The sequence below is a fragment of the Streptomyces sp. enrichment culture genome (assembly GCF_964273145.1).
In the GTDB taxonomy this organism is placed as follows: Bacteria; Actinomycetota; Actinomycetes; order Streptomycetales; family Streptomycetaceae; genus Streptomyces.
Genome location: NZ_OZ186873.1, coordinates 3,503,592 through 3,528,508 on the forward strand (window position 1 = coordinate 3,503,592; position 24,917 = coordinate 3,528,508).

The 24,917-nt window shown below is 73.6% G+C and carries 18 protein-coding genes and 1 pseudogene; 14 read left to right on the forward strand and 5 right to left on the reverse strand.

What is annotated here, in order from left to right; all coding sequences use genetic code 11:
• Window positions 1-135: 135 nt before the first annotated feature.
• Together acs and ACSU6Z_RS15865 are read right to left on the reverse strand one after the other, a co-directional pair.
• Window positions 136-2,088, reverse strand: a complete 1,953-nt coding sequence (acs, locus tag ACSU6Z_RS15860; protein WP_437046285.1) for an acetate--CoA ligase — start codon at window positions 2,086-2,088, stop codon at window positions 136-138.
• 284 nt (window positions 2,089-2,372) lie between these two features.
• Window positions 2,373-4,709 (reverse strand): SulP family inorganic anion transporter, encoded by a 2,337-nt coding sequence (locus tag ACSU6Z_RS15865; RefSeq protein WP_437046286.1) that lies wholly within the window; start codon window positions 4,707-4,709, stop codon window positions 2,373-2,375.
• A gap of 342 nt (window positions 4,710-5,051) precedes the next feature.
• Here ACSU6Z_RS15865 and ACSU6Z_RS15870 point away from each other — a divergent pair, with 342 nt between their 5' ends.
• A complete protein-coding gene (locus ACSU6Z_RS15870) occupies window positions 5,052-6,314 on the forward strand; it encodes a hypothetical protein (protein WP_437046288.1) in 1,263 nt (420 codons plus the stop codon).
• Here ACSU6Z_RS15870 and ACSU6Z_RS15875 read toward each other — a convergent pair.
• Complete coding sequence (locus tag ACSU6Z_RS15875; RefSeq protein WP_437046290.1) at window positions 6,304-7,290, reverse strand: ATP-binding protein; 987 nt, start codon at window positions 7,288-7,290, stop codon at window positions 6,304-6,306. The two genes, ACSU6Z_RS15870 and ACSU6Z_RS15875, sit on opposite strands and share 11 nt — an antisense overlap.
• A 101-nt stretch (window positions 7,291-7,391) precedes the next feature.
• Here ACSU6Z_RS15875 and ACSU6Z_RS15880 point away from each other — a divergent pair, with 101 nt between their 5' ends.
• The gene (locus ACSU6Z_RS15880) at window positions 7,392-8,255 is read left to right on the forward strand and encodes an oxidoreductase (protein ID WP_437046292.1); all 864 of its coding nucleotides are present in this window, start codon (window positions 7,392-7,394) and stop codon (window positions 8,253-8,255) included.
• A gap of 402 nt (window positions 8,256-8,657) precedes the next feature.
• Here the strand turns inward: ACSU6Z_RS15880 and ACSU6Z_RS15885 are convergent, their stop codons facing one another.
• Window positions 8,658-9,491: an HAD family hydrolase gene (locus tag ACSU6Z_RS15885; protein WP_437046294.1), complete on the reverse strand. Its 834-nt coding sequence runs from the start codon at window positions 9,489-9,491 to the stop codon at window positions 8,658-8,660.
• A gap of 582 nt (window positions 9,492-10,073) precedes the next feature.
• Between ACSU6Z_RS15885 and ssd the strand changes: the two genes are divergently transcribed.
• The 7 genes and pseudogenes from ssd to ACSU6Z_RS15920 all read left to right on the forward strand — a co-directional run.
• A complete protein-coding gene (gene ssd, locus ACSU6Z_RS15890; protein ID WP_437046296.1) occupies window positions 10,074-11,177 on the forward strand; it encodes a septum site-determining protein Ssd in 1,104 nt (367 codons plus the stop codon).
• A 74-nt stretch (window positions 11,178-11,251) separates the two neighbouring features.
• Window positions 11,252-12,496, forward strand: coding sequence for a TadA family conjugal transfer-associated ATPase (locus ACSU6Z_RS15895; protein ID WP_437050335.1), 1,245 nt, complete (start codon window positions 11,252-11,254; stop codon window positions 12,494-12,496).
• A complete protein-coding gene (locus ACSU6Z_RS15900) occupies window positions 12,480-13,352 on the forward strand; it encodes a type II secretion system F family protein (RefSeq protein ID WP_437046298.1) in 873 nt (290 codons plus the stop codon). Before ACSU6Z_RS15895 ends, ACSU6Z_RS15900 begins: the two co-directional genes overlap by 17 nt.
• The gene (locus ACSU6Z_RS15905; RefSeq protein WP_437046300.1) at window positions 13,349-14,137 is read left to right on the forward strand and encodes a type II secretion system F family protein; all 789 of its coding nucleotides are present in this window, start codon (window positions 13,349-13,351) and stop codon (window positions 14,135-14,137) included. Before ACSU6Z_RS15900 ends, ACSU6Z_RS15905 begins: the two co-directional genes overlap by 4 nt.
• A 77-nt stretch (window positions 14,138-14,214) precedes the next feature.
• The gene (locus ACSU6Z_RS15910) at window positions 14,215-14,424 is read left to right on the forward strand and encodes a DUF4244 domain-containing protein (RefSeq protein ID WP_437046302.1); all 210 of its coding nucleotides are present in this window, start codon (window positions 14,215-14,217) and stop codon (window positions 14,422-14,424) included.
• Window positions 14,411-14,794 (forward strand): TadE family type IV pilus minor pilin, encoded by a 384-nt coding sequence (locus tag ACSU6Z_RS15915; protein ID WP_437046304.1) that lies wholly within the window; start codon window positions 14,411-14,413, stop codon window positions 14,792-14,794. The genes ACSU6Z_RS15910 and ACSU6Z_RS15915 overlap by 14 nt, the downstream gene beginning before the upstream one ends.
• Window positions 14,795-14,874: 80 nt before the next feature.
• Window positions 14,875-15,237 (forward strand): annotated as a pseudogene (locus ACSU6Z_RS15920) (Rv3654c family TadE-like protein); the annotation flags it as partial.
• Between the two features lie 299 nt (window positions 15,238-15,536).
• Here ACSU6Z_RS15920 and ACSU6Z_RS15925 read toward each other — a convergent pair.
• The gene (locus ACSU6Z_RS15925; protein ID WP_437046306.1) at window positions 15,537-17,999 is read right to left on the reverse strand and encodes a DEAD/DEAH box helicase; all 2,463 of its coding nucleotides are present in this window, start codon (window positions 17,997-17,999) and stop codon (window positions 15,537-15,539) included.
• Window positions 18,000-18,081: 82 nt separating this feature from the next.
• On the opposite strand from ACSU6Z_RS15925, the gene bldG reads away from it, so the two are divergent.
• The 5 genes from bldG (at window position 18,082) to ACSU6Z_RS15950 (ending at window position 24,175) form a co-directional block, all read left to right on the forward strand.
• The gene (gene bldG, locus ACSU6Z_RS15930; RefSeq protein WP_010986038.1) at window positions 18,082-18,423 is read left to right on the forward strand and encodes an anti-sigma factor antagonist BldG; all 342 of its coding nucleotides are present in this window, start codon (window positions 18,082-18,084) and stop codon (window positions 18,421-18,423) included.
• 105 nt (window positions 18,424-18,528) lie between these two features.
• Window positions 18,529-18,960 carry an ATP-binding protein gene (locus tag ACSU6Z_RS15935; RefSeq protein ID WP_437046308.1) on the forward strand — a complete coding sequence of 144 codons (432 nt, stop codon included), beginning with the start codon at window positions 18,529-18,531 and terminating at the stop codon, window positions 18,958-18,960.
• A gap of 380 nt (window positions 18,961-19,340) precedes the next feature.
• Window positions 19,341-21,746 carry a sodium-translocating pyrophosphatase gene (locus ACSU6Z_RS15940; protein ID WP_437046310.1) on the forward strand — a complete coding sequence of 802 codons (2,406 nt, stop codon included), beginning with the start codon at window positions 19,341-19,343 and terminating at the stop codon, window positions 21,744-21,746.
• A 208-nt stretch (window positions 21,747-21,954) separates the two neighbouring features.
• On the forward strand, window positions 21,955-22,548 hold the full coding sequence (locus ACSU6Z_RS15945) for a small secreted protein (RefSeq protein WP_437046312.1): 594 nt from the start codon (window positions 21,955-21,957) through the stop codon (window positions 22,546-22,548).
• Window positions 22,549-22,654: 106 nt separating this feature from the next.
• Window positions 22,655-24,175: a DUF7059 domain-containing protein gene (locus tag ACSU6Z_RS15950; RefSeq protein ID WP_437046314.1), complete on the forward strand. Its 1,521-nt coding sequence runs from the start codon at window positions 22,655-22,657 to the stop codon at window positions 24,173-24,175.
• Window positions 24,176-24,917 lie beyond the last annotated feature (742 nt).

Genomic DNA, 24,917 nt, shown 5'->3' on the forward strand with positions numbered 1-24,917 from the left:
GATCTCGATGTGTCTCTTATGTGTTCCTTAGCTTACCTAATGTGCGATGAACAGGCTGGACGATGTTCACACGGCGGGCGTCACGCCGAAAGGGCACCCGGCGCCGTGGACGCCGGGTGCCCTTTTCCCGATCGGTCAGTCCTCGCTCGGCGTCTGCGGCAGCTTGGCCTGGATGAGGCCCATGACCGTGGAGTCGGTGAGCGTGGTGACGTCCCCGAGCTGCCGGTTCTCCGCCACGTCCCGCAGCAGACGGCGCATGATCTTGCCGGAGCGGGTCTTCGGCAGTTCGGCCACCGGCAGGATCCGCTGGGGCTTGGCGATCGGGCCGAGCGTGGCGCCGACGTGCGCCCGCAGCTCGGAGACCAGGTCGTCGGTCTCGGCCGCCGTGCCGCGCAGGATCACGAACGCCACGATCGCCTGGCCGGTCGTCTCGTCCGCCGCGCCGACCACGGCCGCCTCGGCGACCGACGGGTGGGACACCAGCGCGGACTCGACCTCGGTGGTGGAGATGTTGTGGCCGGAGACCAGCATCACGTCGTCGACGCGCCCGAGCAGCCAGATGTCGCCGTCGTCGTCCTTCTTGGCGCCGTCGCCGGCGAAGTACCTGCCCTCGAAGCGCGACCAGTACGTGTCGACGAAGCGCTGGTCGTCGCCCCAGATGGTGCGCAGCATCGAGGGCCACGGCTCGGTGAGGACGAGGTAGCCTCCGCCGCCGTTCGGCACCTCGTTCGCCTCGTCGTCGACGACGGTGGCGCAGATGCCGGGCAGCGGGCGCTGGGCGGAGCCGGGCTTGGTCTCCGTCACGCCCGGCAGCGGCGAGATCATCATGGCGCCGGTCTCGGTCTGCCACCAGGTGTCGACGACCGGGGTGCGGTCCGCGCCGATGTTCTTGCGGTACCAGACCCACGCCTCCGGGTTGATCGGCTCGCCGACCGAGCCGAGGATCCGCAGGGAGGACAGGTCGAACTTGGCGGGGATGTCGTCGCCCCACTTCATGAACGTGCGGATGGCGGTCGGGGCGGTGTAGAGGATCGTCACCCCGTACTTCTGCACGATCTCCCAGAAGCGGCCCTGGTGCGGGGTGTCGGGCGTGCCCTCGTACATGACCTGCGTCGCGCCGTTGGCCAGCGGGCCGTAGACGATGTACGAGTGGCCGGTGACCCAGCCGACGTCGGCGGTGCACCAGTACACGTCGGTCTCCGGCTTGAGGTCGAAGACCGCCCAGTGGGTGTACGCCACCTGGGTCAGGTAGCCGCCGGAGGTGTGCAGGATGCCCTTCGGCTTCCCCGTCGTGCCGGAGGTGTAGAGGATGAACAGCGGGTGCTCGGCCTCGAACGCCTCCGGCGTGTGCTCGGCGGACTGCCGGCCGACGACCTCGTGCCACCACAGGTCGCGGTCGTTCCAGGCGACGTCCTGGCCGGTGCGGCGGACCACGAGCACGTGCTCGACGCTGCCGGCCCGCTCGACGGCCTCGTCCACGGCGGACTTGAGCCCGGAGGGCTTGCCGCGCCGGTAGCCGCCGTCGGCGGTGATGACGACCCGGGCGTCGGCGTCCTGGATGCGGGTGGCGAGGGCGTCGGAGGAGAAGCCGCCGAAGACCACCGAGTGGGCGGCGCCGATCCGGGCGCACGCCAGCATCGCGATCGCCGTCTCCGGGATCATCGGCATGTAGATCGCGACCCGGTCGCCCTTCCGCACGCCGAGCTCCAGCAGGGCGTTGGCGGCCCGGGAGACCTCGTCCTTCAGCTCGGCGTAGGTGATCGCGCGGCTGTCGCCGGGCTCGCCCTCGAAGTGGATGGCGACGCGGTCGCCGTGGCCGGCCTCCACGTGCCGGTCCACGCAGTTGTACGCCACGTTGAGCGTGCCGTCCTTGAACCACTTGGCGAACGGCGGGTTCGACCAGTCGAGGGTCTCGGTCGGTTCCTTGGCCCAGCTCAGCCGGCGGGCCTGCTCGGCCCAGAAGCCGAGCCTGTCAGCCTTGGCCTGTTCGTACGCCTCCGCCGTGACGTTGGCGTTGGCGGCCAGCTCGGCGGGGGGCGTGAACCTGCGGTTCTCACGCAGCAGGTTGGCCAGGCTTTCGTTGCTCACGACATCTCCCGTTCTCAGGATGTGCGCTGTGTCCCAAGCCACAGCTCATCAGACACGAGGGGGCGGTGACAAGGGCCGATGGTGAATTGGTTTAGACCTCTGAGCGGTTATGGGCCGTGAGCGCGGGCTGTCGGCCCCGCCGTCCGCGGTCATCCCCATCCACGGATGCCGGGCGGCAGGGGTTCACGGCGGGTCGGTCGCCGGCGCACCGGGGGGCGAGGTCCCGGCACGCCGGTGCGCGGCCCGCGCCGGGGCGGACCGCGCACCGGTCTTCCCGCCCGGGGTCAGGCGGGCAGTCCGGCCTCCCGCACGAGGGTGAACACCCGGTCGTCCCCTTCCTCGGCGAGCAGGTACGCCTGGGCCTCGCCCACGTGGAAGTACATGCCCTGAAGCTCCAGTTCGCCGGCCCGCAGGGCGCGGGCCACCGAGTCGTGGGCGCGCAGGTGGTCCAGCTGCTGGACCACGTTGGTCAGGCAGAGCCGCTCGACCGCGTCGGCGGGCTCGCGGCCGGCCAGCCGGACCGGGGAGCCGCCGGCGCCGGCCATGCGCTCCAGGCTCGGCCGCCCGTGCCGCAGCCACCGCTTGAGGGGCGTCCGCGCTCCCCCCGGCTCGGAGCCGAACAGCGCCTGCATAGCCCCGCATCCGGAGTGTCCGCACACGGTGATGGACCGCACCTTGAGCACGTCCACCGCGTACTCGATCGCGGCGGACACCGAGTCGTCGCCGCTCTCCTCGCCGGGCAACGGCACGAGGTTGCCCACGTTGCGCACCACGAACAGGTCGCCGGGACCGCTGGACGTGATCATCGAGGTGACCAGCCGTGAGTCGGCGCAGGTGAGGAAGAGCTGCGAGGGCCGTTGTCCCTCGCGGGCCAGCCGGGCCAGCTCGCCGCGCACCAGCGGGGCGGTGTTGCGCTGGAACGCGCTGATGCCCCGCGCCAGTTCGTGCCCGGCCAATTCGCCGGCCGGGCCCCCGGCACCGGACTCGGGGGCGGTCCGCGGGCGTTCGTCGCACTGGTGGTTGCGCCAGGGCGTCCAGGGGCTGCAGCGGCAGTCGCCCGATTCGGCGGGCCCGGAGATGCGCGTGCCGGGGAGGCGGCCGGTGATCTCGACGGTGCCGCCCCGCGCGGTGTGCGTCTTCTGCCAGTCCTGCAGGGTCTCGTACGTCGCGTGGTCCATGAACGACCCGTCCAGCTCGACGACGGCGCCGGTGCCCTGGGGCACGAGGTGCAGGGCACGGCTGAGCCGCGGCACCGCGAGGAACGTCAACTGGCCTCGTACACGGATGTGATGGACCCCCTCCCTCTCCTCGTGCGTGATGCGGGTGCGGGTCAGGCGGTGCAGGGCGACGGCGACGGCGACGGCGACCCCGAGGGCGACGCCCCCCAGGACGTTGAAGCCGATGACGCCGAGGGTGGTGACGGCGTACACCAGGACCTCGCGGTGGCGGGTCACCGTGCGGATGTGGTGCAGGGACACCATCTGGATGCCGACGGACATGACCAGGGCGGCGAGCGAGGCGAGCGGGATGAGCTCCAGGGCCGGGACGGCCAGCAGGGTGGCGATCACCACGAGGACGCCGTGCAGCATCGTGGAGTTCCGGCTGACGGCACCGGAGTTCACGTTGGCGGTGCTGCGCACGGCCACGCCCGCGATGGGCAGTCCGCCGAGCGCGCCGGAGGCGATGTTGGCGGCGCCCTGTCCGAGCAGCTCCCGGTCCAGGTCGGACCGCGCGACGCGGCCGGACAGGTCCGTCCGGGCGGCGACCATCTTGTCCACGGCGACCGCGCCGAGCAGCGACTGCACGCTGCACACGAGCGTGATGGTCAGGACGGCGGCCACCAGGCCCAGCACCGGGCCGTCGGGCAGCGCGGCCAGGGCGTGGTTGCTCCAGGACGGCAGGTCGACCTTGGGCAGCCGGAGCCCGGCGAGCGCCGCGACCGCGGTGGACCCGGCGACGGCGACGAGCGCGGCCGGGGCCTTGCGCAGGATCCGCCCGGCCCGGCCGGGCAGCCGCGGCCACAGCGCCAGCAGGGCCAGGGTCAGCGCGCTGACGGAGACCGAGGCCGGATGCAGGTCGGCCAGCTGGCCGGGCAGGGCGCGCAGGTTGTCCGGCACCGAGCTCTGCGGGGCGCCGCCGAGGACGATGTGCAACTGGGCCACGGCGATGGTGACGCCGATGCCGGCGAGCATGCCGTGCACGATGGCGGGGCTGACGGCGAGCGCGGTGCGGGCCACGCGCAGGCAGCCCAGGCCCAGCTGGGCGATGCCGGCGAACACGGTGATGGCGCAGGTCGCACGCCATCCGTACTGCTGGATGAGGTCGGCGGTGACCACCGTGAGGCCGGCGGCGGGGCCGCTGACCTGGAGCGGGCAGCCGCCGAACCATCCGACGACGATCCCGCCCACCGCGGCGGCGACGAGGCCGGCCTGGAGGGGGGCGCCGGTGGCGAGGGCGATGCCCAGGGACAGGGGCAGGGCGATCAGGAAGACCGCGATCGAGGCCGACACGTCGGCACCCGCGATACGGAAGCGGCGGGGCCGGTGCGGCGGGCTGTGGGGCTGGTGAACGGGCTTGCTCCGAGTCGATTCGTCGGCGCGGGTGGGGACGCAGGCTGACATGTTTCCCGTCTCCTCCGGGGCTACGCGGTCGCGGTTCAGGTGGCTCCCCGCCTCCGGGGCGGGGGGTGCGCGGCCGTGGGTCACGGCGTCAAACGGCGGGATGAGACAACTCTCAGTAAATGGATCGTAATGCGGAGTAAAGGAAGGGCATAGATTTCCCATGCAAATGGCCCAATACGCCACCCCAACGGGTGAAATGCCCATTTGATCGGCTTGTCGTATTAATTCCTTCTCTTCTCCGTGCGACCTTGGCCGCGCCGACGGCACCGTCCGGCACGGCACTGCCCCATCGCACTGCCCCATCGGCGTTGGCCCCGAGAGAAGGAAGAAGGTGGGCGGAACATGGCCGCCACCCACAGAGTCACCGCGAAAGCCGTGGTCGCCGCGGTCTGCGCCGCGTCACTCGCCGGCTGCGGAACCGCCCCCTCCCGGGAGGGGGCGCACGATCCGGACAAGGCGAAGCCGGCCCCCGCTCCCGAGAACGCGGTCCGGCTGATCGGCGACGGCTCCACCGCCTACACCGGGGCGCAGCCGCACCTGCCGCGGCCCGAGCGCCTCGAGGCCGGCCGCCGGCCGCCCCAGTTCGTGGTGTTCTCCTGGGACGGCGCGGGGGAGGACAGCCAGAAGCTGTTCTCCCGCTTCCGCAAGGTGGCCAAGGACAACGACGCGACGATGACGTACTTCCTCAGCGGGGTGTACCTGCTGCCGAAGGACAAGCGCGACCTGTACCGGCCGCCGCAGCACCCCCCGGGCCGCTCCGACATCGGCTTCAACGACGCCCGGGGCATCGCCGACACCGTGGAACAGCTGCGCCTGGCGTGGCTGGAGGGCAACGAGATCGGCACCCACTTCAACGGCCACTTCTGCGGCGGCAGCGGCGGGGTCGGCGACTGGTCGGTCGCGGACTGGAAGGACGAGGTCGCCCAGGCCAAGCGGTTCGTGAAGACCTGGAGGACCAACGCCTCGATGGCGACGGCGGCCCCGCTGCCCTTCGACTACGACAAGGAGCTGATCGGCGCCCGCACACCCTGCCTGGAGGGCCGGGAGAACTTCCTGAAGGCCGCCCGCGAACTGGGCTTCCGCTACGACAGCAGCGGCGTCGGCAACCAGGTCTGGCCGACGAAGGAGCAGGGGCTGTGGGACCTGTCGCTGCAGCTCGTGCCCTTCCCCGGGCACACCTTCGAGCAGCTCGCCATGGACTACAACTTCATGGTCAACCAGTCGGGCACCACCCAGGGCGACCCGTCGCAGCACGGCCGGTGGGGCGACCAGATGCGCGACGGCCTTCTCCAGGGCTTCTACCGGGCCTACCACGGCAACCGCGCGCCGCTGATCATCGGCAACCACTTCGAGTCCTGGAACGGCGGCACGTACATGCGGGCCGTCGAGGAGGTCGTGAAGCACGTGTGCACCAAGGACGAGGTGCGCTGCGTCTCCTTCCGGCAGCTGGTGGACTGGCTGGACGCCCAGGATCCCGCGACTCTGCGCAAGCTGCGCACCCTGAAGGTGGGCGAGGCCCCGAAGGAGGGCTGGGCGTCCTTCCTGTCCGCCGGACCCGCCCCGGCGCCGAAGGGCGTGCCCGGGGCGCCGGCCGTCAGGAGGTAGCCGCCGCCAACGCCCCCTCGCCGAGGACGAACCCGGGGTCGACCTGCGCCTCCAGGTCGGCCCCCGTGCGCTCGTTGCCCCAGGAGCGGGCGTTCTTCAGGTGGAAGTACACCATCTGGCGGGTGTAGCGCTCCCAGTCCCGCAGCCCGTACGTCGCGTCGACGGCCTCGTGCAGGGTGCGCAGCGCCTGGCGGTTGGCGTCCTCCAGGGTCTCGAACCGGGGCGGCCGGCCCTTCTCCAGGGCACGCACCCAGTCCGAGTGCCCGACCGTCACGAGCAAGTCGTCCCCGGCCTCGGCGCGCAGGAAGTCGAGGTCGTCCGGGCCGTGCACCTTGTTGCCGACGACCTTCAGGGCGACGCCGTAGTCGGCGGCGTACTCCTTGTACTGGCGGTAGACGGACACCCCCCTGCGGGTCGGTTCGGCGACGAGGAACGTGAGGTCGAAGCGGGTGAACATGCCGGAGGCGAACGAGTCCGAACCGGCCGTCATGTCGACCACGACGTACTCGTCGCGGCCGTCGACCAGGTGGTTGAGGCACAGCTCGACCGCTCCGGTCTTGGAGTGGTAGCAGGCGACTCCGAGGTCGTCGTCCGTGAAGGGGCCGGTGACCATCAGGCGGACGGTGTTCCCCTCCAGGTCCACCGGCCGGGCGCAGGCGTCGTACACCGGGTTGTCCTCGCACACCCGCAGCAGCCGCGAGCCCTCGCCGGGCGGCGTCGTCTTGATCATCGTCTCGGCGGAGGCGATGCGGGGGTTGGTGCCGCGCAGGTAGTCCTTGATCAGCGGCAGGTGCTCGCCCAGCGCGGGCAGCCCGGCCGCCTCGGCGTCGTCGAGGCCGAGGGCGGTCGCCAGGTGCTGGTTGATGTCGGCGTCGATCGCGACGACGGGTGCGCCGGTGGCGGCGAGGTGGCGGATGAACAGGGAGGACAGCGTCGTCTTGCCGCTGCCGCCCTTGCCGACGAAAGCAATTTTCATGTTCACCAACAGTAGCGGTGCGACAGCGGTCCGTCGCACACGGGCGTGAGGAAGACCACTCCTTCGTGGGGCGGGGCGCCGGTGTGCGTAGGGTCGTACCCATGAGTACGACAGGCGCGTCCGCCGGTCCCCCCTCCGGCTCCCGAACGGGCTCGGACAGGGAGGACCCCCTCGCGGCCCTGGGCTCGCTGCCCGGCGTGGCCGATTCCGTGGAGTCCGTGCGCAAGGCCGTGGACCGGGTCTACGGGCACCGGATCATGCGGCGCCGCAGTACCGAGATCACGTCCGAGGCGGCGCTGCGCGGCGCCCGCGGATCGGCGGCGCTGTCCGGCGCGGACTGGGCCCTGGAGGAGGTGCGCCGGCGGACCGACTTCAGTGGTGACGCCGGGGCGCGCACCATGGGCGCCGCCCTGCGGCTGACCGCCGAGGCGGGGCAACTGCTGTCCATCTGGCGGCAGTCGCCCCTGCGCGTGCTGGCCCGTCTGCACCTGGTGGCCGCGGCGGACGGGGCCGAGCAGGTCGGGCGCCCGCGCCAGGCGGGCGAGACGGTCGACGAACCGCTGCCGGACGCGCCGCTGCCGAGCCCGGCCGAGGTGTCCGCCCGCCTGGACGGCCTGTCCGGTCTGATCATCGCCGGCGGTTCGGCGCCCGCGCTGGTGACGGCCGCCGTCGTGCATGGCGAACTCCTCGCGCTGCGCCCGTTCGTCTCCCACAACGGCCTCGTCGCGCGCGCGGCCGAACGCATCGTCCTGGTCGGCAGCGGTCTCGACCCCAAGTCGGTCTGCCCGGCCGAGGCGGGCCACGCCGAACTGGGCCGGACGGCCTATCGCGCGGCGTTCGACGGCTACCTCTCGGGCACCCCCGAGGGCATGGCCGCCTGGATCGCGCACTGCGGCAGGGCGGTGGAGCTGGGGGCGCGCGAGTCGACGGCGGTGTGCGAGGCCCTGCAGCGCGGGGCCGCATGACGCGGTACGCACAAGTCGGTACGCGAAAACGGGAAAAGGCCCCTTGAGGCCTCGCAGGGTTGCGGCGGTACGAATGCTCGTACCGCCGCTGGCGTGATCACCGGGTTACCAGGCGTCCTCGATATGTCGCCCATCAGGCCGGGTACTTTGCCCGTCACCTGGTGCGGCTGGCCCGTAATCGACGGGTCGACGTCGCGTGGGTGCCCGGTGTTCACGCTCGGTCCGTGGGGCCAATTGCGTTTCTTAAGGCGATCCTCTCGGATGTCCTTGGTCTCGCGGGCCGTTGAATCCTTTGTACTCCAGGACCGGAACGAGGGGAAGTCCTGGCCGTATTTTTTACTTTTACCTTCAAATGCGCGGAAAAGGAGCCCGCCCGGTGCGGGGCGGGGGGCGCCGTGCGGGTCAGGCCGCCGCGGCCCGGCGCCGGGACGCGTACCAGACCAGGCCCGCGGTGGCCGCCGCGGCGCCTATCGCGGCCGCCGCCACGAGCGCCGGACGCGGCGGCACGGAGAGCCCGGGGATGCGCTGCTTGAGCCGGACCGGCCGGTGGAAGTCGAGGATCGGCCACTCGCGCGCGAGGGCCTCGCGGCGCAGCGCGCGGTCCGGGTTCACGGCGTACGGGTGGCCGACCGACTCCAGCATCGGCAGGTCGGTCGCCGAGTCGCTGTAGGCGTAGCAGCGGGAGAGGTCGTACCCCTCGGACGCGGCCAGTTCCCTGATCGCCTCCGCCTTGGTCGGGCCGTAGGCGTAGTACTCCACCTCCCCGGTGAAGCAGCCGTCGTCGCCCACGACCATTCGGGTGGCCACCACCCGGTCCGCCCCGAGCAGCTCGCCGATCGGCTCGACCACCTCGGCCCCCGACGTGGAGACGATGACGACGTCGCGGCCCGCGGTGTGGTGCTCCTCGATCAGGGAGGCGGCCTCGTCGTAGATGATCGGGTCGATCAGGTCGTGCAGCGTCTCGGCGACGAGCTCCTTGACCTGCCGGACGTTCCAGCCGCGGCACAGCGCGGACAGGTACTCGCGCATGCGCTCCATCTGGTCGTGGTCGGCGCCGCCCGCCAGGAAGACGAACTGGGCGTACGCGGTGCGCAGGACGGCCCTGCGGTTGATCAGCCCGCCTTGGTAGAACGACTTGCTGAACGTGAGTGTGCTGGACTTCGCGATGACCGTCTTGTCCAGATCGAAGAAGGCCGCCGTGCGGGGCAAGGAGTGGTTTTCCACGGGCTTGAGCATAGGCGCAGCCCATTCGGCGTAAGGTGGGGCGCGTGGGTTTGCCTGAGAGGGCTCTCGGGTACACCATGGAAGTCACGGATCGTTCGCGACCGTGCTAACCCGGTCCGACTCCTCCCCCCCCCCGAGTCGGCCGTGGAGACGACCCCCGCTCTCCCCCCCGGCGGGGGTCGTCGCATGTCCGGGCGGGTTTTTCTTCGCCGGGCGAGGCCCGTGCACCACGGCGCGGCGCCCGCGGACGCCTCTCGGCACCACCCCCGACCGCTCACCGTGCGTAGTCGTCGGGCTGCTCTGCGGAAGCCGCGGGAGGGGCGGCGAGGGGTCGCCGGTATGGGTGACGGTGATATTCACAACCATCGAGTCGTCCACAAGTTATCGACCAAGATCCACACGATTTCCCCGATCCCGGCACGGTGATTCCGACGCGCCACGGCCGCGCCGAGTTCCCGGCCGGTTCCGTTCGCCCGGCGCGTCCGGCCGGTTTTCTCCGGCCGTCCACAGGAAGACCGCTCGCCGGTTTTCCACACCTGAGCGCACCGCGGAGCCGAGGGCTGCGCGAGCGGCGCAGCGAAGGGGGATGCGACCGTGGCCGGAACCGTCACACACGGCCCGCCGACCGCCGCCACGGGGCGGGGCGGCGGACCGCTGATCGTCACCGAGGACACCGAACTCCTCGACGACCTGCTGCGCCTGTGCGCGGCCGCCGGCGCCACACCCGAGGTGCACCACTCGGTACCCCGGCGCCGCGGCGGGTGGGAGGCGGCGCCGCTCGTCCTGGTGGGCGACGACGCCGCGCGGCGCGTGCGCGGAACGGCGCGCAGACGCGATGTGGTGCTGGTCGGCCGCGACCCGGACGACCCCGGGGTCTGGCGGCGGGCCGTCGAGATCGGCGCCGACCACGTGCTGGTGCTGCCCGACGGCGAACCGTGGCTGGTCGACCGCATCGCCGACGTCGCCGAGGGCGTCGGACGTCCCGCCCTCACCGTCGGCGTCATCGGCGGCCGGGGCGGCGCCGGGGCCTCCACCCTGGCCTGCGCGCTCGCCGTCACCGCTGCACGGGAGGGCCTGCGCACCCTCCTGGTGGACGCCGACCCGCTGGGTGGCGGCCTCGACGTCCTGCTCGGCGGGGAGACGGCCGCCGGGCTGCGGTGGCCGGCGTTCGCCGCCTCGCACGGGCGGGTCGGGGGCGGCGCCCTGGAGGAATCCCTGCCCGAACTGCATTCGCTGCGGGTGCTCAGCTGGGACCGCGGCGACTGTGCCGCCGTGCCGCCGCAGGCCGTACGGGCGGTGCTCGCCGCGGCCCGGCGCCGGGGTGGAGCGGTCGTCGTCGACCTGCCGCGCCGGGTCGACGACGGGGTGGCCGAGGTGCTCGCCCAGCTCGACCTCGGGCTCCTGGTGGTCCCGGCGGAACTGCGCGCGGTCGCGGCGGCCGGGCGGGTGGCCTCCGCCGTCGGCATGGTCGTGCGCGACCTGCGGATCGCGGTGCGCGGGCCGTACGCGCCCGGCCTCGACGACCGGGAGGTGGCCCGCCTGCTCGCCCTGCCGCTGGCCGGCGAGATCCCCGTGGAATCCGGCCTGTCCCGCGCGGTCACGGGCGAGCAGCCCCCCGGCGGCACCGGACGCGGCCCGCTGGCGCGGTTCTGCCGGGAGTTCTGGGAGCGGGCACTGGTGGAGACGGGGGCGGTATGAGGGCGATGGGGGTCTCCGGAGTGCCGGGAGTGCCCGACAGGGCCTCGGGGCCGTCGGAGACGGTGGCGGCCGGGATGTCCGCGGGGTTGCTGGACGGCGTGCGGCAGTGGCTCGCCGAACGCGGGGCGGAGCCGACGCCCGCGCGGGTCGCGCAGGCACTGCGGGAGCAGGGGAGGGTGCTCGGCGACGCCGAAGTGCTCAGGGCCGCCGATCGGCTGCGGTCCGAACTGGTCGGGAGCGGGCCGCTGGAGCCGCTGCTGGCCGATCCCTCGGTGACCGACGTCCTGGTGTCCGCCCCGGACCGGGTCTGGGTGGACCGGGGCGGCGGACTGGAACTGACGTCCGTGTCCTTCACGGACGCCGGGGCGGTGCGGCGGCTCGCGCAGCGCCTCGCCGCGGTGGCCGGGCGCCGCCTGGACGACGCCCGGCCGTGGGTGGACGCCAGGCTGCCCGACGGGACCCGGCTGCACGCCGTCCTGCCCCCGGTCGCCGTCGGCTGCGCCTGCCTGTCGCTGCGGGTCGTCCGCCCCCGCGCGTTCACGCTCGGCGAACTGGTGGCGGCGGGCACCGTGCCGCCGGGCGGCGACCGGGTGCTGCGGGCGCTCGTACGGGCCCGGCTGTCCTTCCTCGTCAGCGGGGGGACGGGCAGCGGCAAGACGACGCTGCTGAGCGCGCTGCTGGGGCTGGTGGGGCCCGGGGAGCGGATCGTGCTCGCCGAGGACTCGGCGGAGCTGCGCCCGGACCACCCGCACGTCGTCCGGCTGGAGACCCGGCCCGCCAACCAGGAGGGCGCGGGCCTGGTGACGCTGGAGGACCTGGTGCGGCAGGCGCTGCGGATGCGCCCGGACCGGCTCGTCGTCGGCGAGGTGCGCGGCGCCGAGGTGGTCCACCTGCTCGCCGCGTTGAACACCGGTCACGAGGGCGGCTGCGGGACCGTGCACGCCAACACCGCCGGGGACGTACCGGCCCGGCTGGAGGCGCTCGGTACGGCCGCGGGGCTCGACCGGGCCGCGCTGCACAGCCAGGTGGCGGCGGCACTGTCGGTGGTGCTGCACCTGGTGCGGGACCGGTCCGGGCGGCGCCGTGTCGCCGAGGTGCACGTGCTGGAACGGGACGCCTCGGGTCTGGTGCGGACGGTGCCGGCGCTGCGGTGGGGCGCGGAGGCGTTCGCGCGGGAGCGGGGGTGGGAGGGGTTGCGGGAGTTGCTCCGGGGCGGAGGGTCCCGGAGCGGTGACGACGGGTGCGGGCGCGCGGACGGCGCCGGCGCGTGTCCGGGGCGGGAGTGCGCGGGGAGGTGCGCGGATGACCGGGATGACTGAGGCGCAGGCGGGCGCGGCCGTGGCGGGTCTGGGGGCGGCGGTGTGGCTGGCCGGCGGATGGCACGCCGGGAACCGGAGGGCGCGGTTGCTGCTCGCGGGCGGCGCGGTGGCCGGCGGCGGACCGCCGGTGGCCCACCGGGTGACGGCCGGAGCGCGGCGGCTTCGCGGGCGGCTGCGGGGCGAGTGGTGGGCGGTGGTGGCCGGGCTGGTGCTGGCGGTGCTGGGAGCCTCGGTGCTGCCGGCCCTCGCGGGGGCGGCCGGCGTGCCGGTGCTGCGAAGGGCGCGGCTGGCCGCACGGGCGCGGCGTGCGCGGGAGCGCCGGGCGGACGCGGTGATCGCGCTGTGCGGGGCGATCGCCGGGGAGGTGCGGGCCGGACGGCAGCCGGGCGAGGCCCTGGTGTACGCGGCGCGCGACGGCGAGGGACTCGGGGACGGGCGGGCTGCGGTGCTGGCGGCGGCCCGGTTCGCGGGGGACGTGCCGGGCGCGCTCGCGAGGGCGGCGCGGGAACCGGGCGCCGGAGGGCTGCTGGGCCTGGCCGCCTGCTGGCGGGTGGCCGTCGACCGGGGTGCCGGACTCGCGGCCGGGCTCGACCGGCTGGAGGGGGCGCTGCGCGCCGAGCGGGACCAGCGGGCCGACCTGCGCGCCCAGGTGGCGGGTGCCCGTGCCACGGCGGTGATGCTCGCCGGGCTCCCGGCGCTGGGCCTCCTCCTCGGCACCGCACTCGGCGCCGACCCGCTGCGCGTGCTGCTGCACACCGGAGCGGGGCTGGGCTGCCTGCTCGCCGGTGCCGTGCTGGAGGGCCTGGGGATGTGGTGGGCGATGCGGATCGTGCGGGGAGCGGAGGAGACGGCGTGAACGGGGACGTCGTCCACGGGCTGGGGGCGGTTTCGGGGATGGTGCTGGTGATCGCGTGGGCGGCACGGCGGGCGGTGACCGTCCGGTGCGAGCGCGGGGTACGGCGGCGGATCGCGGGACTGCTGCCCGGGGAAGCGCCGTGTGCCGCCCGGCGCATCGACGTGCCGGGCGTCGCACGCGGCTGGCTGCCGCCGGCCGGCGCGGCCGGGGCCGCGTGGCTGGTGATCGGGGGCGTGGCCGGGGTGGTGGCGGGGACGGTCGTCGCCGCCGTGCTGTGGCACCGGTGGACGCGGCGGTCGGCCGCCGCGGTGACCGCACGGGGCGCCGACGCCGCCGAGGCGGCCCGGCAACTGCCTCTGGCGGCCGAGTTGCTGGCGGCGTGCATCACGGCGGGGGCCGGCCCGGTCGCCGCGGCCCGGGCCGTGGGCGAGGCGCTGGGCGGGCCGGTCGGGGACGCACTGGCGCGGGGCGCGGCGGAGGTGCGGCTCGGGAGCGAACCGGGGGAGGCCTGGCGGCGGCTGGCCGCGCTCCCGGGCGCCGGTCCCCTGGCCCGGCTGCTGGAGCGGGCCGGTGTGTCCGGGCTCCCCGCGGCCGGACCGGTGGGCCGGTTCGCCGCGGACGCCCGCGCCGACTGGGCGCGCGCCGCGACGGCCCGGGCCCGGCGGGCCGCCGTCCTGGTCACCGCTCCGGTGGGGCTGTGCTTCCTGCCCGCCTTCATCGCGGTCGGCGTCCTGCCGGTGGTCGTCGGGCTCGCGGGCGGGGCTCTGGGAGGAGGTGGTGCGTGAGCGGAACGGAGGGGACACGGCGCTGTCCGGAGCAGTCGAGCAAGTGATCGGGAACGGGATTCCTCACGGAGGTCGGGATGTATCAGGTCGTACGGGCGCGGATGCGCGCCCTGGTGTGCCGGGCGCGCGGGGCGCGACGGGACGCGGGGATGGTCACTTCGGAGTACGCGATGGGGATCGTCGCGGCCGTGGCGTTCGCCGCGGTCCTCTACAAGGTGCTGACGAGCGGGCCGGTCAGCGCCGAGTTGCAGGACATCGTGAAGCGGGCGCTCGATGCGCGGATGTGAGCGCGGTCCGCGCCGGGGGGACGACCGGGGGTTCGTGACCGCGGAGTCGGCCGTGGTGCTGCCGGTGCTGGTGATGTTCGCGATGGCGCTGGTGTGGGGGCTGATGGTCGTGGCCGCGCAGATCCAGTGCGTGGACGCGGCGCGGACCGGTGCGCGCGCGGCGGCCCGGCAGGACCCGGCCGGGGCCGTCGCCGAACTGGCCCGCGAGGCGGCACCGCGCGGCGCGGCGGTCACGGTCGGCAGGGAGGCGGACCGGGTCCGCGTGGTCGTCGTGGCGAGACCGCCCTTCCTGGGCGGCCTGCCGTTCGAGGTGCGCGAGGAGGCCGTGGCGGTGGTGGAGCCGACGGCCGGGACGGGGGCGGGACCGTGAGGGGCGGCCGGCCGCGGGGCGGTGCCGTGGAGGCGCGGCCGGGCGGCGTCCGGCGCCTCGGCCGGGTGGCCGCGGCCGTCCTGCGGGCCGTCCGGCGGGCAGACCGGCGGGCAGACCGGTCCGACCGCGGCTCCGCCACCGTCTGGAGCGTCGCGGTGATCGCCGTCCTGTGCGTCGTGTCCGGTGCCGTGCTGGCCCTGGGGCAGGCCGTGGTGGTCCGGCACCGCGCGGCCGGCGGCGCCGACCTCGCGGCACTCGCCGCGGCCGACCACTGGGCGAAGGGCGGTACGGCCGCGTGCGCCCGGGCGGAACGCGTGGCCCGGGCCCAGTCCGCCCGGCTCGTGCGGTGCCAGGTGACCGGCCGCGTCTCGGACGTGACCGCGGTGTCGGGCCGGGGCCCGTTCGAGGCGCGGGTCAGGGCACGGGCGGGACCGGCGGGCCCCGTGTCCGGTGATCCGGTGCCGGACACGGGCTTCCCCCGAGGGGCTCCGCCGCCCGGCACCGCCGAAGACGCCCCGCCACCCGTCGTCGCCGAGACGGCCCCGGCGCCGCTCCCCCTTCCCGCCGGTCCGGCGCCCCCCACCGTCCCCGCGGGGAGCCGGTAGGCCGCTTCCCCGCCCGGCCGGTCCGGCGCTCCCCGCCGCCCCGCGCGGAACCGATGGGCGGCCCTCCCGGCCGGCCGGGCTCCGCCCCGCCGCCGGCTCCGTCCCCGGAGCGCGTCCCGGTCCGTCACCTCGTGCGGTCAGGCGCCCCGGTCCTCCGGCGCTCCCCGCAGCAGCTCCGTGAGCAGTCGCACCGCGCCCCTCTTGTGCAGCGGGTCGTTGCCGTTGCCGCACTTGGGGGACTGGATGCAGGACGGGCAGCCGGCGTCGCACTCGCAGGAGGCGATGGCCTCGCGGGTGGCGGCGAGCCAGGCGCGGGCCGTGTGGAAGGCGCGCTCGGCGAAGCCCGCGCCGCCCGGATGGCCGTCGTACACGAAGACCGTCGGCAGCAGCGTGTCCGGGTGCAGCGGCACGGACACGCCGCCGATGTCCCAGCGGTCGCAGGTGGCGAACAGGGGCAGCATGCCGATCGACGCGTGCTCGGCCGCGTGGAGGGCCCCGCCGAGGATCTCCGGGGTGATCCGGGCCGCGTCCAGCTGGTCCTCGGTGACCGTCCACCACACGGCACGCGTGCGCAGGGTGCGGGGAGGCAGGTCGAGCTTGGTCTCGCCGAGCACCTCGCCGGTGATCAGCCGCCGGCGCAGGAAGGAGACCACTTGGTTGGTGACCTCGACGGAGCCGTGGCACAGGCGCCCGTCGCCCCAGGCCACCTCGACGTCCGTCTCCAGGACGGAGATCGACGTGGTGTCGCGGGCCACCGTCGAGTACGGCGGGGCGGCCTGCTCGACCAGGGCGACCGAGTCCTCCAGGTCCAGGGAGCGGACGAGATACGTGCGGCCCTGGTGCAGGTGGACCGCGCCCTCGTGCACGGTGGTGTGCGCGGAACCCGCGTCGACCGTGCCGAGCAGCCGGCCCGTACCGGCCTCGACGACCTGCACCGGCCTGCCGCCCTCGCCCCGGATGTCGGTCAGGTCGGCGGCCCGCTCCCGGCGGGTCCAGTGCCACGCCTTCGTGCGGCGGCGCAGCAGCCTCGCCGCCTCCAGCTGGGGCAGCAGTTCCTCGCAGGAGGGGCCGAACAGCTCCAGGTCCTCCTCCGTCAGTGGGAGTTCCGCGGCGGCGGCGCACAGGTGCGGGGCGAGGACGTAGGGGTTGTCGGGGTCGAGGACGGTGGACTCCACCGGCTGGTCGAACAGCGCCTCGGGATGGTGGACGAGGAAGGTGTCCAGGGGGTCGTCCCGGGCGACCAGGACCGCCAGCGCGCCGCGCCCGGAGCGGCCCGCACGGCCCGCCTGCTGCCACAGCGACGCCCGCGTGCCCGGGTAGCCGGCGATCACCACCGCGTCCAGCCCGGCGATGTCCACCCCGAGTTCGAGGGCGTTGGTCGCGGCCAGGCCGAGCAACTCGCCGGAGTGGAGCGCGCGTTCCAGGGCGCGGCGCTCCTCGGGGAGGTAGCCGCCGCGGTACGCCGCGACCCGCCGCGCCAGTGACCGGTCGGTCTCGGCCAGGCGCTCCTGGGCGATCACCGAGATCAGCTCGGCACCGCGCCGGGAGCGGACGAAGACGACCGAGCGGACGCCCTGCACGGTGAGGTCGGTGAGCAGGTCGGCCGCCTCGGCGGTGGCCGTGCGGCGGACGGGCGCGCCCTTCTCGCCCTCCAGTTCGGTCAACGGCGGTTCCCACAGGGCGAACACCAGTTCACCGCGGGGGGAGGCGTCGTCGGCCACCTCGACCACCGGGAGCCCGGTGAGCCTGCGGGCGGCCACGGCCGGTTCGGCGGCGGTCGCGGAGGCCAGCAGGAAGACCGGCGAGGACCCGTAGCGGGCGCACAGCCGGCGCAGCCGGCGCAGCACCTGGGCGACGTGGGAGCCGAAGACGCCGCGGTAGGTGTGGCACTCGTCGATCACCACGTACCTCAGCGCCTTGAGGAAGGAGGACCAGCGGGGGTGCGACGGCAGGATGCCGCGGTGCAGCATGTCCGGGTTGGTCAGGACGTAGGTGGCGTACTGGCGGATCCACTCCCGTTCCTCGAACGGGGTGTCGCCGTCGTAGACCGCGGAGCGCACCGACGCGCCGAGAGGTTGTGAAAGTTCCTTCACCGATCGGCACTGGTCCGCGGCGAGGGCCTTCGTCGGCGCCAGGTACAGGGCGGTGGCGCCCCGCCCGTTCGGGGCCTCGGCGCCGTCCAGGAGCGTCGACAGCACCGGGACCAGGTACGCCAGGGACTTGCCGGAGGCCGTGCCGGTGGCGACCACCACCGAGTCACCGTCCAGGGCGTGCTCGGCCGCCCGTGCCTGGTGCTCCCACGGATGCCCGATCCCCGCGGCCGTCACGGCCGCGATCACCTCCGGGCGGATCCGGTCCGGCCAGACGGCATGGCGGCCCTCGCGCGGGGGCAAGTGCTCCGTATGAGTGATGCGCGCAGCCCGGCCCGGTCCCGCCGCGAGCCGGCCCAGGACCGTGCCCGCGGCCGGTCGGGAGGCGGGGTCCGCCAAGGGTCGATCGGATCGGTGATTCTCGGTCATCGGCACCGAGTGTGTCACTGGCGTGACGGACAATGGGAGCAAGGCGTCGTGCACGCCTGCCGGTAAGTGATTGAATGCCATCGCGGCTGGCGAACCGTCCCGGGGGCTCCAAGCCGAGGTGTCCCGAGGGACGACCGCTCGATAGCAAGGTGCTGGAGGATCCGTGGACCTGTCCCTGTCGACCCGTACCGTCGGCGATCGCACGGTCGTCGAGGTCGGTGGCGAAATCGATGTATACACTGCGCCCAAGCTGCGCGAGCAGCTCGTCGAGTTGGTGAACGACGGCAATTTCCACCTCGTCGTCGACATGGAGGGCGTGGACTTCCTCGACTCCACCGGACTCGGCGTGCTGGTCGGCGGCCTGAAGCGGGTGCGCGCCCACGAAGGCTCGCTGCGCCTGGTCTGCAACCAGGAGCGCATTCTCAAGATCTTCCGCATCACCGGTCTCACCAAGGTGTTCCCGATCCACACCTCGGTGGAGGAAGCGGTGGCGGCCACCGACTGACCACCGCACCGGGCCACCGGCCCGGACGGAAGAGTTGTACCCAGGGGGCCGGGCTTTCGGCGGCCCGGCCCCTCGAGAGCACGCCCGTAGTCGCGAGGGGGATGCATGGCCACCGTCGAACTCCGCTTCAGCGCGCTGCCCGAGCACGTCAGGACCGCCCGGTTGGTGGCGGCCGCGGTGGCACGCAGGTCGGGAGTCGACGAGTCCGTTCTCGACGAGGTCAGGCTGGCCGTCGGCGAGGCGTGCAGCCGGGCCGTCGGGCTGCACCGCCACAACGGGATCGCGGCGCCGGTGAAGGTGTCGCTGATCGAGGAGGAGAAGCAGTTCTCCATCGAGGTCGGCGACGAGGCGCCGCACGCGGTCCCCGGTGACCCGGCCGCCGCGGTGGCGGGCGACGACGCGGAAACCGAGGAGGACGAGATGGGCCTCGCGGTCATCAGCGGGCTCGTCGACGACGTGGAGGTCGAGGCCGGGCAGGACGGCGGCCTGATCCGCATGACCTGGCCGACCGCGCCGTCCCCGGCGCCGCTCCCCTGACTTCCGCCGGCCGGGCACGCCCCCGGCGCTCCGGCCACCGGCACGCGCCCGGCGCGCCGACCCGAAGGGCCCCGCTCCGCGGGGCCCTTCGTCGTGCACGGAGCGTATGCGGACCGTGTGCGGAAGTCGAAGCCCGCGCATACAGTGGTTCCGAGCACGCATTTCGCGAATGCATTCACGCTCGATAAGCGACGCCCAGAACAAATGGATCACGGGTTGAATGCTTCCGGGGTATTAATGCTTTCGGATCCGCGACCGTCCGGCGATCATTTTCCGGGAGCGGAAAGGGTTGATTCCCTTTGTTGCGCCCTTTTCGATCGGGTTCCGGTACCCGCAATCCGTCCGCATCGTGAGCTCAGCCCAAGCGTCAAGGAGGACGAATGGCGGAGCTTTCCACCTCGTACGAGTGGGGCGACCCCTCGACCCTCGCGGCCGCGGTGCTGACCGACGGGAACCGTCTCCTGGTGGCGGTCGTCGCCGCGGTCGCGCTGGCGGCCCTGGTGGTCGCGGGGGTGCTGATGCGCCAAGTACTCGCGGCCGGCGAGGGAACCGACGGCATGAAGAAGATCGCGGCAGCCGTCCAGGAAGGCGCGAACGCCTATCTGGCCCGGCAACTGCGCACGCTCGGCGTGTTCGCCGCCGCCGTGTTCTTCCTGCTCATGCTGCTGCCCGCGGACGACTGGAATCAGCGCATCGGACGATCGGTGTTCTTCCTGATCGGGGCGGCGTTCTCGGCGGGCACCGGCTATATCGGAATGTGGCTCGCCGTGCGCAGCAATGTGCGTGTGGCCGCGGCGGCGCGGGAGGCGACACCGGCACCGGGCGAGCCGGAGAAGGACCTCGCCCTGGTCTCGCACAAGGCGATGAGGATCGCCTTTCGCACGGGTGGCGTCGTCGGCATGTTCACGGTGGGGCTGGGCCTGCTGGGCGCCTCCTGCGTGGTGCTGGTGTACGCGGCCGACGCGCCGAAGGTCCTGGAGGGCTTCGGCCTCGGCGCGGCACTGATCGCGATGTTCATGCGGGTCGGCGGCGGCATCTTCACCAAGGCCGCCGACGTCGGCGCCGACCTGGTCGGCAAGGTCGAACAGGGCATCCCGGAGGACGATCCGCGCAATGCCGCCACCATCGCCGACAACGTGGGCGACAACGTCGGCGACTGCGCGGGCATGGCGGCCGACCTCTTCGAGTCGTATGCCGTGACCCTGGTCGCCGCCCTCATCCTCGGCAAGGTGGCCTTCGGCGACGCGGGGCTCGCCTTCCCGCTGCTCGTGCCCGCGATCGGCGTGATCACCGCCATGATCGGCATTTTCGCGGTGGCGCCGCGCCGCGGCGACCGCGGCGGCATGAGCGCCATCAACCGCGGCTTCTTCGTCTCCGCGGTGATCTCGCTGCTGCTGGTGGCGGTGGCCGTCTTCCTCTACCTGCCGGGGAAGTACGCCGACCTCGACGGCGTCACCGACGCGGCGATCCAGGGCAGGAGCGGCGACCCGCGGATCCTGGCGCTCGTCGCCGTGGCCATCGGCATCGTCCTCGCCGCGCTCATCCAGCAGCTGACCGGGTACTTCACCGAGACCACCCGACGGCCCGTCAGGGACATCGGCAAGTCCTCACTGACCGGGCCCGCCACCGTCGTCCTCGCCGGTATCTCCGTCGGTCTGGAATCGGCCGTCTACACCGCCCTGCTGATCGGCCTCGGCGTGTACGGCGCGTTCCTGCTCGGCGGTGCCTCGATCATGCTGGCGCTGTTCGCGGTGGCCCTGGCCGGCACCGGCCTGCTCACCACGGTCGGCGTGATCGTCGCCATGGACACCTTCGGGCCGGTCTCCGACAACGCGCAGGGCATCGCCGAGATGTCCGGCGACGTACGGGCGGCGGGCGCGCAGGTGCTCACCGACCTGGACGCGGTCGGCAACACGACCAAGGCCATCACCAAGGGCATCGCGATCGCCACCGCCGTCCTCGCGGCGGCGGCGCTGTTCGGGGCGTACCGCGACGCCCTCACCACCGGCGCCCGCGACGTGGGCGAACGGCTCAGCGGACCGGGCGCGCCGATGAGCCTGACGATGGACATCTCCCAGCCCGGCAACCTCGTCGGCCTCGTCGCGGGCGCTGCGGTCGTCTTCCTCTTCTCGGGGCTGGCGATCAACGCGGTGTCGAGGTCGGCGGGTTCGGTGGTCTTCGAGGTGCGGCGGCAGTTCCGCGAGAAGCCCGGGATCATGGACTTCAGCGAGAAACCGGAGTACGGCAAGGTCGTCGACATCTGCACCAAGGACGCCCTGCGCGAACTCGCCACGCCCGGGCTGCTCGCTGTGATGGCGCCCGTCTTCATCGGCTTCACCCTCGGCGTCGGGGCCCTGGGGGCGTTCCTCGCGGGCGCGATCGGCGCGGGCACGCTGATGGCGGTGTTCCTCGCCAACTCCGGTGGCGCCTGGGACAACGCCAAGAAGCTCGTCGAGGACGGCCACCACGGGGGCAAGGGCAGCGAGGCCCACGCGGCCACCGTCATCGGCGACACGGTGGGCGACCCCTTCAAGGACACCGCCGGGCCCGCGATCAACCCGCTGCTGAAGGTGATGAACCTGGTGGCGCTGCTCATCGCGCCCGCGGCGATCCGGTTCTCCTACGGCGCCGACGAGAACACCGGCGTGCGCGTGCTGATCGCGGTGCTCGCGCTCGCCATCATCGTCGGGGCGGTGTACGTCTCCAAGCGCCGCGGCATCGCCGTGAGCGACGAGGACAACGCCGGACCGAAGCCCAAGTCGGCCGATCCGGCGGTCGTTTCCTAGGGACCGGCACCGGCCGGTCGGCCGGGCGGCGGGACAACGCGCGGGCGCGCGGCGCGGATCGACGCGCCTTCCGCCCGCGCCGCGCGTCACCGGACCGCGTGTCGTGAGCCTTCTCTCGCTTGGTGCAAATGGCTGCAATAACGGTCATAGGGGAAGTTCGTCACGGGAGTGTCGCCCATCTGGCGTGTATGTTCCGGGGCCGAGAGCCATGGAAGGGACCAATCCGGTGAACAAGAAGCTCGCGGTCGCACTGTCCGGCGGTGCGGTACTGGTACTGGCGCTGACGGGATGTGGCAACGGCGACGACGGCAACGACAAGCTGGACTCCTGGGCGAAGCAGGTCTGCGACGCGGTGCAGCCGCAGGCGAAGAAGATCGAGGCCGCCAACGCCGCCATCCAGAAGGAGACCTCGGACAACAGCACGCCGCAGGAGGTCAAGGCGACCGACTCCAAGGCCTTCCAGGACATGTCCGACGCCTACAAGGCGATGGGGGCCGCGGTCCAAAAGGCCGGCGCACCGGACGTCGAGGACGGCGAGAAGAAGCAGAAGGACGCGGTCGAGGAACTCAACGGCCTCTCCTCCGCCTACGCCTCCCTGAAGAAGCAGGTCGACGCCCTCGACACCAAGGACCAGGCGAAGTTCGCCGACGGCCTCAAGGACGTCGCCGCCGAACTGGACGAGCTGAGCAGGACCGGCAGCGACGCCCTGAAGGCCCTGGAGGAGGGCGACGTCGGCAGGGCGATGGCCAAGCAGCCCAGCTGCCAGTCGGCCTCCGCGTCGGCGTCGGCGACGGCCGGCTGACCGGCCGGCCCGGAGGGCGGGCTCCGCGCGCGCGTGCCGGGCGGTGCGCGCGGGTGCTGACGGCCCGACGGCGTGCGGTGCCGGTGCGGGCGGACACAATGGTGACGTGAGTAACGCCGGCCTTTCCCCCCTGCCCTCCTCCGACCGTCCCGATGTCGCCGCCCGGCTCCGTCAGGCGCTGCTCGGGGCCTCCTTCACCGCCGACGGCCTGCTGGAGCTGCTCGGCGCCCCGGCCTACGCGGCGTTGTCGCGCAGCGAGACCGTGCCCGCGCTCCGGGCGACCCGCGGAGGCACGCCGCTGGAGCTGCTCGTACGCCTGTTCCTGCTCCAGCGGCCGGTGCCGTACGCGCGCGTGGCGGACGTCCTGCCCGTCGAGGCCTGCCTGGAGAGCGGGTGGCTGGTGCGGGCCGACGGGGACGAGGTGGCCGCCACGGTGGACGTCCGGCCGTACGGCGGGCCCGGCGGGGAGGACTGGTTCATCGTCTCCGATCTGGGCTGCGCGGTCGGCGGCGCCGGCGGCATCGGCAGCCGGGCCGAAGGGGTCGTGCTCGGCGTCGGCGGCGCCTCCACGACGCTCGCCGGCATCACCGTCCGCACGCCCGTCTCCTCCGCGCTCGACCTCGGCACCGGCTCCGGCATCCAGGCCCTGCACGCCGCTCGGCACGCCACGCGCGTGACGGCCACCGACGTCAACCCGCGCGCCCTGCACATCACCGCCCTCACCCTCGCCCTGTCCGGCGTCCCGGCCGCCGACCTGCGCGAGGGCTCGCTGTTCGAGCCGGTGCCGGAGGGGGAGACGTACGACCTGATCGTGTCGAACCCGCCGTTCGTGATCTCGCCCGGCGCCCGCCTCACCTACCGCGACGGCGGCATGGCCGGGGACGACCTGTGCCGGACGCTCGTCCAAGAGGCGGGGGACCGCCTGAACGAGGGCGGGTTCGCGCAGTTCCTCGCCAATTGGGAGCACGTGGAGGGGGAGGACTGGACGGACCGGCTGCGCTCGTGGGTGCCGCGCGGCTGCGACGCGTGGATCGTGCAGCGCGAGGTGCAGGACGTCACGCAGTACGCCGAGCTGTGGCTCAGGGACGCCGGCGACCACCGCGGTGACGCGGCGGAGTACCGGGCGCGGTACGACGCGTGGCTGGAGGAGTTCGAGGCGCGCAAGGTCAGGGCCGTCGGTTTCGGCTGGATCACCCTGCGCAGGACCGGGGCCGCCGAGCCCTCGGTCACCGTGGAGGAGTGGCCGCACCCGGTCGAACAGCCGCTCGGCGAGACCGTGCGCGCCCACTTCGACCGGCTCGACTACCTGCGCGCCCGCGACGACGCCGCCCTGCTCGAAGCGTCCTTCACCCTCGCCGGCGAGGTCGTCCAGGAGCAGGTCGGGATGCCCGGCGCCGAGGACCCGGAGCACGTCGTCCTGCGCCAGAACCGCGGCATGCGGCGGGCCACGAGGGTGGACACGGTCGCCGCCGGCTTCGCGGGCGTCTGCGACGGCACGATGAGCGCCGGCCGCATCCTCGACGCCATCGCCCAGCTGCTCGGCGAGGACCCGGTGCTGCTGCGCGACCGCACGCCCGCGCAGATCCGGCTGCTCGTGGAGCAGGGGTTCCTGGAACCGGCCGGCTGACCGGGCCCGCCGGCCGAGAGGTGGGGGAGTGAGAGGGGGGAGAGGGAAGGAGGAGGAGCGGGGGCAGCGTGAGTCCCCGACAGGATCGAGCCGTTCCTGTCGCCCCTGCCGCCCCTGTCGCCTCGCTCACCTCCGGACGCCTCACCCTCCGTACGGCCCGCCGGCCGCTCGGCAGAGGTCCGCGGCCCCGCGGGCCCCGCGCTCGTCCCGGGGATGCCTGCCCGCCGCCCGCGGGTGCGGGCCTCCCCGCGGCCGGTCCCCGAAGGGCGGCAAGGGGGACGAGGAACCGCGAAGAGCGGGCCGATGATTCCCGCAGGGGTGGTGTCCGCCCTGTTCGGAGCCGGGTTGCCGGCCCGGGCGGCGGCCCGCGTGCGGCAGGGCCGGCCGGTCGCCCGCGGTGTGAGCCCTGTCGCATCGGCGGTCCTGGGGAGCGGGGCCGGGACGGCCGCCCCGCCCTCGGGCCGTGGTGCCGACGCGCACCCGAGCGGCGCGTTCGGGCCGCGAGCCGCGTCGCGTCAGGTAATCGGAGAGTCGCACTCCGGATGCACCCGTCGGGGCCGTCGGCCACTCGGGGCGGCAGGAATAGTGGTAGTCGGGTTACCGTTCGAGTGGCCGTTGCGGGCTTTTCCCGTTTGACACGGGGGTGGCATGTACCGTCACACTCCGCAGCGCCACCAGAGCCACGAAGCACGACCCGACCCCGGGATCCAGGCCTGGGGAGGCCCCAGCGTCGACCGGAGAG